This is a genomic window from Caballeronia sordidicola (genome assembly GCF_002220365.1).
Taxonomy (GTDB): Bacteria; Pseudomonadota; Gammaproteobacteria; order Burkholderiales; family Burkholderiaceae; genus Caballeronia; species Caballeronia sordidicola_C.
In genome coordinates this window covers 97,268-107,866 of the sequence record NZ_MTHB01000290.1, presented here as the reverse complement: position 1 = coordinate 107,866, position 10,599 = coordinate 97,268, and the positions used below count along the sequence as shown (strand labels likewise).

The 10,599-nt window shown below is 62.7% G+C and carries 8 protein-coding genes; 7 read left to right on the top strand and 1 reads right to left on the bottom strand.

Annotated features, from left to right (window positions below; translation table 11 throughout):
• Window positions 1-145 precede the first annotated feature (145 nt).
• Window positions 146-2,281: a prolyl oligopeptidase family serine peptidase gene (locus BSU04_RS42885; RefSeq protein ID WP_089166234.1), complete on the top strand. Its 2,136-nt coding sequence runs from the start codon at window positions 146-148 to the stop codon at window positions 2,279-2,281.
• A 91-nt stretch (window positions 2,282-2,372) separates the two neighbouring features.
• On the opposite strand, the gene BSU04_RS42880 is transcribed toward BSU04_RS42885, so the two are convergent.
• Complete coding sequence (locus BSU04_RS42880) at window positions 2,373-3,596, bottom strand: Bcr/CflA family multidrug efflux MFS transporter (RefSeq protein ID WP_089166233.1); 1,224 nt, start codon at window positions 3,594-3,596, stop codon at window positions 2,373-2,375.
• Window positions 3,597-4,003: 407 nt separating this feature from the next.
• On the opposite strand from BSU04_RS42880, the gene hemL reads away from it, so the two are divergent.
• The 6 genes from hemL to BSU04_RS42840 all read left to right on the top strand — a co-directional run bounded on the left by hemL (window position 4,004) and on the right by BSU04_RS42840 (window position 10,555).
• Entirely contained in the window at window positions 4,004-5,287 is a 1,284-nt protein-coding gene (gene hemL / locus BSU04_RS42870; protein WP_089166231.1) for a glutamate-1-semialdehyde 2,1-aminomutase, read from the top strand.
• Window positions 5,288-5,298: 11 nt separating this feature from the next.
• On the top strand, window positions 5,299-6,435 hold the full coding sequence (gene ribD, locus BSU04_RS42865) for a bifunctional diaminohydroxyphosphoribosylaminopyrimidine deaminase/5-amino-6-(5-phosphoribosylamino)uracil reductase RibD (RefSeq protein ID WP_089166230.1): 1,137 nt from the start codon (window positions 5,299-5,301) through the stop codon (window positions 6,433-6,435).
• A 33-nt stretch (window positions 6,436-6,468) separates the two neighbouring features.
• Window positions 6,469-7,110, top strand: coding sequence for a riboflavin synthase (locus BSU04_RS42860; protein ID WP_089166229.1), 642 nt, complete (start codon window positions 6,469-6,471; stop codon window positions 7,108-7,110).
• A gap of 641 nt (window positions 7,111-7,751) precedes the next feature.
• Window positions 7,752-8,732 carry an ABC transporter substrate-binding protein gene (locus tag BSU04_RS42850; RefSeq protein ID WP_089166227.1) on the top strand — a complete coding sequence of 327 codons (981 nt, stop codon included), beginning with the start codon at window positions 7,752-7,754 and terminating at the stop codon, window positions 8,730-8,732.
• Window positions 8,733-8,822: 90 nt separating this feature from the next.
• A complete protein-coding gene (locus tag BSU04_RS42845; RefSeq protein ID WP_089166226.1) occupies window positions 8,823-9,797 on the top strand; it encodes an ABC transporter permease subunit in 975 nt (324 codons plus the stop codon).
• Complete coding sequence (locus tag BSU04_RS42840; RefSeq protein ID WP_089166225.1) at window positions 9,794-10,555, top strand: ATP-binding cassette domain-containing protein; 762 nt, start codon at window positions 9,794-9,796, stop codon at window positions 10,553-10,555. Before BSU04_RS42845 ends, BSU04_RS42840 begins: the two co-directional genes overlap by 4 nt.
• Window positions 10,556-10,599: the final 44 nt, after the last annotated feature.

Genomic DNA, 10,599 nt, shown 5'->3' with positions numbered 1-10,599 from the left:
AGCCCGCAAGGGCTGCGCGGCTTTTTACGTTGCTGCGCCGCAAGCTTAAAAACCAGCTGGGCGGCCATCAGGCACAATCCCCCTTCTGAACTCCCGAACACGCCGGCGCATCCACCGGCAACGCAAAGCAGGCGGCCTCCCCGACATGACAGATTCTTTCCTCAGCCAGCATCCCGAACTCGAATGGCACGCCGCCAACGGTACCGATCCGTTCATTGAACTGGAAGCGCTTGACAATGCCCGCGTCGACACGTGGGTGAGCGCCCAGAACGCGCGCACGACCGATGCCTTCGGCAAGACCACGGAAACCGACGCACTCACAAAGAGGCTGGCGAAGGCCTACACCTCGCAGGAGCGCATCGTGTCCTGTTCGCGCTATGCCGACTGGGGATACAACACATGGCAGGACGAGCAGAACCCACTGGGCATCGTCAGGCGCACACCTTGGCAGAAATGGCTCGCCGGCACGCCGGAATGGCAAACCATCCTGGACGTCGACCAGATCGACTTGAATACGAGCGCCGCCAAAGACGGCATCCGCTGGGCGCTGCATGACTTCGACATGCTCTACCCGACCTGGGACCGGGCGTTGGTGAGCTTGTCGCCGGGCGGCTCGGACGCATGCATGGTCCGCGAGTTCGACATCGAAACACAGCGCTTCGTAGAGGACGGCTTCACGCTTGCGGACGTTGGCAAGCACGGCATTTCGTGGATCGATCGCGACACGGTGTATGTCGGCTGGGACGATAGCGCGCACAGCAAGAAGCCCGCACTGACCACGTCCGGTTTCCCCCGCCAGGCCCGCAAATGGAAGCGCGGCACGAAGCTGGCGGATGCGCCTATCGTCTTCGAAGGCAAGCGTCGCGATGTCTCGGCCGGCGTGGACTACGATCAACTCGAAAAGCTGCATCTGGCTTCCCGCGCGACGTCGTTCTTCGAAACGCTGCAATACTGGCTCGATGAAGCCACCGGCGAGTGGCAGCAATACGATGTCCCGCTGCACGCAGAACTGGAGCATTGGAACGGCTGGCTGTTCGTCACGCCACGCGAGTCCTACGAAGCGGGCGCAACATCGGGCGCAACGACCTACGCGAGCGGTTCGCTGCTCGTCATTCGCCGCGATGCCTTCCTGAAAGGCGCGCGCAATTTCACTGTGCTGTTCACGCCGTCGGGCCGAACCGTTCTCGCCGATATCGACTTCACGAAGCACTGGCTGGTGGTGTCGCGCATGGACGATGGTTCGCCGCGCGTGGAATTGCTTGGCCCCCCGGCCGATCTGGAAGGCGAATGGGCCCGCCGCGATTTCGCGCTGCCGGCCGCCAGCCAGTCATACGTGGATTCCATCGACAGCGAACGCGACGACACCGTGCTCGTTCACGTCGAACATTTCCTCACGCCGCCGTCGCTTTACTACGCCGACTTCGCGCAGCCGCAAAGCGAATGGCAACTGCTCGCACGCCTTCCCGCTCAATTCGATGCGAGTGGTCTTGTCGCTGAACGTCGTCACGCGATTTCGACCGATGGCGTGGCTATTCCCTATTGGCTGATCGGTCGTAAAGCGAACGTCAAGGGTCAGGAAACCGCGCCCTGCCTGCTATATGGCTACGGCGGTTTCGAAGTTGCGCTCGACCCGCATTACGACGCGACCACGGGCATCGCATGGCTCGAAAGCGGCGGGTTGTATGCAGTCGCGAACATTCGTGGCGGCGGCGAGTTCGGGCCGCAGTGGCATCAGGCGGCGCAGCGTGAAAAGCGCCAGGTCGCCTTCGATGACTTCATCGCAGTTGCCGAAGCGCTGGTGGCGTCAGGTGTGACGACATCGAAACAACTTGCCATTCGGGGCGGCAGCAATGGCGGCTTGCTCACCGGCGTCATGCTGGTCCAGCGTCCGGAATTATTTGGCGCGGTGTTGTCCGAAGTGCCATTGCTCGACATGGCGCGGTTTCACTTGCTGCTCCAAGGCGCATCGTGGATCGATGAATACGGTGACCCCGCCGACGACCGCGACCTGCGCTTCCTGATGACGTACTCGCCGTATCAAAACGTGAAAGCCGATGTGGTTTATCCGCCGGCGCTGTTCACGTCGTCGGCGACCGATGACCGCGTGCATCCCGGCCACGCCCGCAAGATGGCGGCACGGTTGCAGGCGCTGGGGCATGACCGCGTGTGGTATCTGGAGAACCGCGACGGCGGTCACGGCGCAGGCGTGGAGGCGGAAAGCATCGCCCGCGTGGAAGCGACCGCGTTCACGTTCTTGCAGCAGATGGTAGGCGACAAGTGAGTGCTGCCGGGCGCGTGGCTGACATGGCAACGCGCCCGGTTTCTCTCCAGCGGCCCACGTTCAGAGTGGCGCTCGCGAGCGCGTCGATCAATCACCCTGCGCGAGCAGCCCGCACCGGCGTGCCATGCCAGCGCAGCACCAGCGTTCGGCCGACGAACGTCAGCACGCCCGTCACCCCGATCACGATTCCCATCCCCTGCGGCGTACCGTCGTGGAACATCCCGACCGCAACGCTCGCCAGCGCGCCGAGCGCCAGCTGCACCGCGCCGAACACCGCGGCGGCTGCACCCGCATTGTGTGGGTATCGATGCATCAGGTCAGTCGTGCAGTTGGCCGATAACAAACCCACGACCCCGACCACGAAGAACAGGCAGCCGACGATCGACCACAAGCCCCCGAACCCGGTGATACACACGAACGCCGTCGCCAGCGCCGCGATCACGCTGACAAACGAGGCGATCGAAATCAGTTTCAGCGACCCCAGCGGCCCGACCAGCCGCGTGTTCACCACGTTCCAGCCGATGATCCCGATAATGTTCAGCCCGAAGAAAAACCCGTAGTGCTGCGGCTTCACATGAAAGTAGTCGATATACACAAACGGCGTCGCGGTGATGTACGCGAACATCGACGCGAACGCCATGCCGCCGCATAGCGTGTGGCCCCACGTGACGGGATCGGTGAGAAGACGGCCGTACGCGGCGAACGATGTCCCAAGCGCTGAAGTCGCACGCTTCTCGCGCGGCCAGGTTTCCGGCACCCGCAAATACGTAGTTACCGCGCACACCGTGCCGAACAGCGTGAGCGTGACGAACACCGCGCGCCAGCCCCCCAGCAGCAGCAACTGCCCGCCGATCAGCGGTGCGAGCAATGGCCCAATCGACGTGACAATGGCGAGCATCGACAGCACGCGGGCCGCGTCCGACGGCGCGTGGGCATCGCGTGCAATCGCCCGCGCCAGCACCGACGCCGAGCCTGCGCCGAGCGCCTGCAGGAAGCGCAGGATGACCAGCGAATCGATGGAAAACGACAGCGCGCACCCCACGCTCGCAAGCGTGTACAGCACGATGCCGCCGAGCAGCACCGGCCGGCGCCCGTAGGCGTCTGAGAGCGGTCCGTACACGAGCATCCCCAGCGAAAAACCCAGCATGAAACTGGTCAGCGTGATCTGCGCGGCGGCGGCGGTCGTGCCGAACGAGGCGGCGAGCGCCGGCAGGCTCGGCAGATACATATCGATGGAAAGCGGGCCGCACGCCGCCAGCGCGCCAAGCAACAGGATCAGTCGGCGGTCAGAACGGCGCTTGATGATTTCGGGCATGAGAGGCGAAAGGAGGCTTGAGGAAAAGGCGCGGTTTTCGGGACGGGCGAATGACGAACGACAAAAGGCGAAACGACCACGAAACAAATACGAAGCGAGTGCAAAAACCCTCGCAAGGGCCACGTCCGGCGTGCAAGCGAACGGCTTAAACAGAGCCTTAAAACAGTGTGCATTGTACGCGCCCTGCTTTCACAAGCCTCACGGCCGTCTGTTTGGAATGCAGCACCAGGACGCAGCGTCGCGGGCTGAAGCCAAGCGACTCCGGTACAATTTCATCTTGATTTCCTGCAGCCGCGAGAGACGCGCCGGACGCAGCCGGTTCCGATCCCAGCGCAGATCCAGGCTTGAACGAAGCCAGCGGCCGCAGCCCTCTCCAGCCGAACCCGTCATTCAGCGCAGGCCCCGTCATGTCCAGAAATGAAGCTCTCTTTGAACGCGCCCAGAAAACCATTCCCGGCGGCGTGAACTCGCCGGTGCGGGCGTTTCGCTCGGTCGGCGGCACGCCGAGGTTCATCGAACGCGCGCAAGGCCCGTATTTCTGGGACGCCGACGGCAAGCAGTACATCGACTACATCGGTTCCTGGGGGCCGATGATCCTGGGTCACGTTCATCCCGAGGTGCTTGAGGCCGTGCAGCGTGTGCTCGCGAACGGGTTTTCGTTCGGCGCGCCGACCGAATCCGAAATCGAGATCGCGGAAGAGATCTGCAAGCTGGTGCCGTCGATAGAACAAGTGCGCATGGTGTCGAGCGGCACCGAGGCGACCATGAGCGCGCTGCGCCTGGCGCGTGGATTTACGAAGCGGGATCGGATCATCAAGTTCGAAGGGTGTTATCACGGTCACGCGGACAGCCTGCTCGTGAAAGCGGGATCGGGTCTGCTGACCTTCGGCAACCCAACCTCAGCAGGCGTTCCCGCCGATATCGCCAAGCACACGACCGTGCTCGAATACAACAACGTCGAACAGCTTAACGAAGCGTTTGCCGCGTTCGGCGCGGAAATAGCATCCATTATTGTGGAGCCGGTGGCAGGCAACATGAACCTCGTGAAAGCCACGCCCGAGTTCCTGCAGGCGCTACGTGAGCGCTGCGACGAGTACGGTTCGGTGCTGATTTTCGATGAAGTGATGTGCGGTTTTCGCGTGGCGCTGGGCGGCGCGCAGCAGGTCTACGGCATCACGGCGGACCTGACGTGCCTTGGCAAGGTGATCGGCGGCGGCATGCCGGCGGCGGCGTTCGGCGGTCGCCGGGACATCATGGCGCATCTCGCACCGCTCGGCGGCGTGTACCAGGCGGGCACGCTGTCGGGGAATCCGATCGCGGTCGCGGCCGGGTTGAAAACGCTGCAACTGATCCAGGCGCCAGGGTTCTACGACACGCTCACGAAGCAAACGCGCCGTCTCGCCGATGGCCTCTCATCAGTTGCCAAGGACGCCAAGGTGCCCTTCTCGGCGGACGCTATCGGCGGCATGTTCGGCCTGTATTTCGCCGAGCGCGTCCCGGCGAGCTTCGCTGAAGTCACGCAGGGCGACACGAAGCGCTTCAACGCGTTTTTCCACGAGATGCTCGATGCCGGCGTCTACTTCGCGCCATCGGCGTATGAGGCAGGATTTGTATCGATCGCCCACGACGACGCCGTCGTCGACGCGACGCTCGACGCCGCTCGCGGCGCCTTCGCCCGCCTCGCTGCTTAAGCGCCGCCGCCATGTTCTCGCAGACCGATTTCTCGCACATGGAGCGCGCGCTGGCCCTGGCCGCGCGGGGCATGTACACGACGACGCCGAACCCGCGCGTCGGCTGCGTGCTGGTGAAAGACGGCGAGGTCATCGGCGAAGGTTTCACGCAGCCCGCCGGTCAGGATCACGCCGAAGTTCGCGCGTTGAAAGACGCGCGGGCGCGCGGTCACGATCCGCGGGGTGCCACCGCCTACGTCACGCTTGAACCGTGCAGCCATTTCGGCCGCACGCCGCCTTGCGTGCATGCGCTGATCGACGCGCGGGTCGCCAAGGTGATCGCAGCAATGGAAGATCCGAATCCGGCGGTGTCCGGGCGCGGGCTGGCGATTCTCCGTGATGCGGGTATCGATGTGCGCTGCGGCCTGCTGGCTAGCGAAGCGTACGAGATGAACATCGGCTTTTTGTCGCGCATGACGCGCCGCCGTCCGTGGGTACGCATGAAGGTCGCGGCAACGCTGGACGGTCGCACGGGTTTGCCGACCGGCGAAAGCCAGTGGATCACCGGCGAAGCAGCGCGCGCCGATGGTCACGCATGGCGTGCCCGGGCGTGCGCGATCCTGACGGGCATTGGCACGGTGAGGGAGGATGATCCGCAACTCACCGTGCGCGCCATCGACACCCCCCGTCAGCCGCAACGCGTGCTGATCGACAGCCGCCTGGACGTGCCGCTCACGGCCCGGATCCTGGAGGGCGCGCCGCCATGGGTGTTTTGCGGCGCTGAGCCCGACCCCGCGAAAGCCGATGCACTGCGCGAACGCGGTATCGAATTCACGCCATTGACGAACGAGCACGGCAAGGTCGACCTGCCCGCCATGCTTGGAATTCTCGCTGATCGCGGGATCAACGAACTGCACGTGGAAGCGGGCCACAAGCTCAATGGCTCGCTGCTGCGCGAGGGATGCGTCGATGAATTGCTGATCTATCTCGCGCCGAGTTTGCTGGGCAACGCGCCGGGCATGTTCGATTTCACGCCGCCCGATACACTCAATGCGCGGCCGCATCTGCGGTTTCACCGGATCGACCGGCTGGGTGATGATCTGCGCATCCTGGCGCGCTTCGCGGTGGTGAAAACCGACGCGCCCGCAGACGCAAAACCGATTACCTGACGCACAACACGCATAACCTAAGGAAGCTCGACGATGTTCACAGGAATTGTCGCGGCGCTCGGCCGCATTGAAGCAGTTACGCCGTTGGGTTCAGCCACCGATGCCGATACCGGCGTGCGCCTCACGGTCGCCTCCGGCGGGCTGGATCTCACGGACGTGGAGCTTGGCGACAGCATCTCTATCCAGGGCGCGTGCATGACCGTGATCGAGAAGTCGGCGGCGTCGTTTGCCGTCGATGTGTCGCGCGAGAGTCTGAACAAGACGGCTGGCCTGTCCGAACCCGGCGATGTGAACCTGGAAAAGGCGTTGCGTGCGCATGACCGGCTGGGCGGGCATCTGGTGTCGGGACACGTTGATGGTCTTGGTGAAGTAACGCATTTCGCCCCTGTTGGCGAGTCACATGAACTGCGGATTCTCGCGTCGCGCGATATCGGCAAGTATCTGGCCTACAAGGGTTCAGTGACGGTGAACGGCGTAAGCCTGACGGTGAATACCGTGAACGACCGGCCCGATGGCTGCGAGTTTTCGATCAACCTGATTCCGCATACGGTGGAAGTAACGACGTTGCGGCATTTGTTGCCCGGGGCGAAGGTGAATCTGGAAATCGATTTGATCGCGCGGTATGTGGAGCGGATTCTGTCGACGTCGAATGATAACCATCAGGCCGCACGCTGATTGAAGGCGTGTACACGGGGCGCGTGCAGAGCAAGGTCGCCGAACGTCGTGTTGCCGGATGACTGCTCCAGCATGGCGTCCGACAGCTGACCTCGTTGTTCGGGCAATACACCGGCTGCTGCCCTCCAGTGTCCTTGTGAAGGGTTAGCTAAGATGGACACCGCCTGCTCGTCCTACAAGCTAGTCGCAATGTATGTCGTCGCGGGCACGTAACCAGGCGACGATCGCGCGTGGGCGCTGCCGACATCCAACCAAGAGCAACTGTCGTGCGAGCGCGGCGTGGTTCATCTGCGCGCCGCCCGGATGCTCGCCCGGGTGCCCATCGGTCCATGCGCCGCAATGGCGTGATCAGGCAAGTGACCCTCGCGATGCACCACCAGCTTATGCAGGTCATCGCTGTGAGCAAAAACCCGTTTGCAATGCTCGCCGTGGGCATAGCCGGAGTTTTTCGCGGAATCACTAAAATCACTAAACACCACACCGCCAAAGCGCTATCAGTTGCACCGTAACTAGCGTTGTCATTCCAATGGTCACTGACACCGCTCGCGCCTATACTGCCCAACAACCGATTGCAGTCGCCATGGAGCGTATAGAACAAGTCGGGCGTCGCAAGTCGGACTCAAAAACTGGAGGAAGACAAAATGAAGCGTTTCGTTTCCCGCTGTATGGTTGCGGCCTCGACGATCATCGTTTTTTCGCTACCGGGGCTCGCGCAGGCAGATGCTGCCCATCCGGTGGTTGCACTCCTGCCCGGTGTAGTTGATCCGTTCTACTTCACAATGCATCGCGGCGCGGAACGGGCCGCCAAGGAAGAGAAAGTCGAGTTGCTGTTCCAGGTTCCCAAAGAGTGGAACACCAGTGAGCAGGTGCCGATCCTCAAGGCGTTTATCGCCAAACGTCCTGACGTACTGCTGATTTCGCCAGTCGATAAGCAACAGCTGATTGGGCCGCTGAAGGAAGCCGCCGACGCCGGCATCAAGGTCATTACCGTCGACACCTATATCGGCGATGGACATTATCAGACGGGCAAGGGCGATGCGGATTTCCCGCTTTCTTATATCGCTTCAGATAATCTCGAAGGCGGCCGAGTCGCAGCACGCGCGCTTGCCAAAGCTATCGGCGACAAGGGCACCGTCTATTGCGAGAACAACAAGCCAGGCATCTCGAGCACCGACGCGCGCGCTGAAGGCTTCGCGCAGGAGCTGAAAAAGCACCCGAACATCACCGTGCTGCAAACGCTGTACAACGAGGACGATGCCAACCAGGCCGCGGCTCACGTAGCTGCAGTTTTGGCGCGTAATCCGAATCTCGCCGGCGTATTCGGCGCCAACACCTTCTCCGGCAGCGGCGCGGCCCAAGGCGTCAAGGCGGCGGGCAAACAAGGCGTCGTCAAGGTGGTCGTATTCGATGCGGTGCCAGGCATCGACAAGCAAATCAAGAGCGGCCTGGTCGATATCGCGATTGCACAGCGCCCGGACGAAATCGGTTACTACGGCGTCAAGTACGCCGCCGACGTCATTCATGGCAAAAAGATTCCCACCCTCAAGAGCACGGGTTTCGAGGTTCTCGATAAAAACAATATCGACAAGCCCGACATGCAGCAATACATCTATTCGAACTAGCTTCCGCAGAGTGGCTCAAGCGAAAAGATCGTCTCCACCGCGTGCGCCGCCGCGCACGCGGGTTCTGCTCATGACAACGCGGATAACTCCATGGATAACTCGCGTCTCGACAAGATCGCGCTGATTACCAAGCTATGGCCGTGGCTCTTCCTGGCCGCCCTGCTCGCCTTTTTCGAGGTATATGCGCAGATCTCGGCTCATCGGTCGTTTCTATTCAACGCCTACAACCTGCAATCGATTGGTCTTGCCGCCGCCGCTCCGCTGCTGCTCGCCATCGGCCAGACTTTCGTGATCATCACGGCCGGCATCGATCTGTCCGCGGGTTTCGTGATGGGACTCGCGGCCGTGTGTGTCGCACAATTCACCCTGTTTGGCAGCGGCTCGCCGTGGATCCTGATCGTGTCCATTCCGCTCACCATCGTGGTCTGCCTGATTCCCGGGCTGGTCAACGGCGTGCTGATCGCGTGGCTTGGCGTGCCGGCCTTTATCGGCACGCTAGGCATGTATGGCGTGGCGCGAGGTGCGGGCTTTCTCGCGGCCGGCAGCGGCATGACTGTCTCGGTGGACAACACCGGTCTTGCGTGGCTCGGCGCCGGCTGGACACCGGTGGTGCTGACCGGGGTGCTGCTAGTGATCATGCATCTGCTGCTCTCGAAGACGCGCTTCGGCCAGTACACCTACGCAATCGGTGGCAATCCGCAGTCGGCGGTACGGGCCGGCATCAACGTCAAACGCCACCTGCTCGTGGTGTACCTGATCGCGGCCGCGTTCGCCGCGGTCGGCGGGATCATCTATACCGCGCGTTTCGCCGCAGGCGCTGCCAATGCCGGCGAGCCAATGCTGCTCGATTCGATCGCCGCCGTGGTGATCGGTGGCGCGAGCCTGTTTGGTGGGACCGGCAATGTCGTCGGGACGCTGATCGGCGCGCTGATCATCGCCGTGATCCAGTTCGGACTGGTGTTCGTCGACGTGAACGCGTTCTGGCAATTCATCGTGGTGGGTATTGTCATCATCCTGTCGGTCCTGATCGATCAATACAAGGACCGTCTCGGAGGCGCCCAATGACCACGCCGATCCTGGAGGTGCGCGATATCTCGATCCGCTTTGGCGGCGTGGAGGCGCTCAAGCACGTGTCGTTGCAGCTGCTGCCGGGCGAAGTGCTGGCGCTCGCCGGCGACAACGGTGCCGGCAAGTCGACGTTGATCAAGATCATTTCAGGCGTCTACCGGGCCGACCAGGGCGAACTGCTGTTCGACGGCGCGCCGTTGCAATTGCGCGATCCGCAGGATGCGCGCGCTCGCGGGATCGAGACGATCTATCAGGACTTGGCGCTCGCCGACAACCTGGACGTCGGCAGCAATATCTTCCTGGGACGCGAACCGCTACGCCGGCAGCTGGGCTTTCAGGTCATCGACCGGCCCCGCATGGCGCAGGTCGCGCGCGAGGTGCTGAAGCGCCTGGACATCGTGATTCCCGAGCGCAAGCTCGGCGGTCCGGTGAAGATGCTCTCAGGCGGACAGCGACAGGCCATTGCAATTGGCCGGGCCATTTACTGGAACGCCCGGGTGCTCATCATGGATGAGCCCACCGCCGCGCTGGGCGTGCCCGAGCAGCGCAAGGTAATGGAGTTGATTACGGCGTTGAAGGCCCAGGGCGTCTCCGTGCTCCTGATCTCGCACAACCTGCACGACATCTTTGCGATCGCCGATCGCATTGTCGTGCTGCGGCGCGGCGAGGTGGCCGGCGAGCGGCAGGTCCAGCAAACCAATGGAGATGAAATCGTGCACCTGATGGTCGGCGATACCTACGTGAGCCCGGGATAGGCGCGACCGACCGCCTTCAGGTCCGGCCAATACCCGGCCGGATG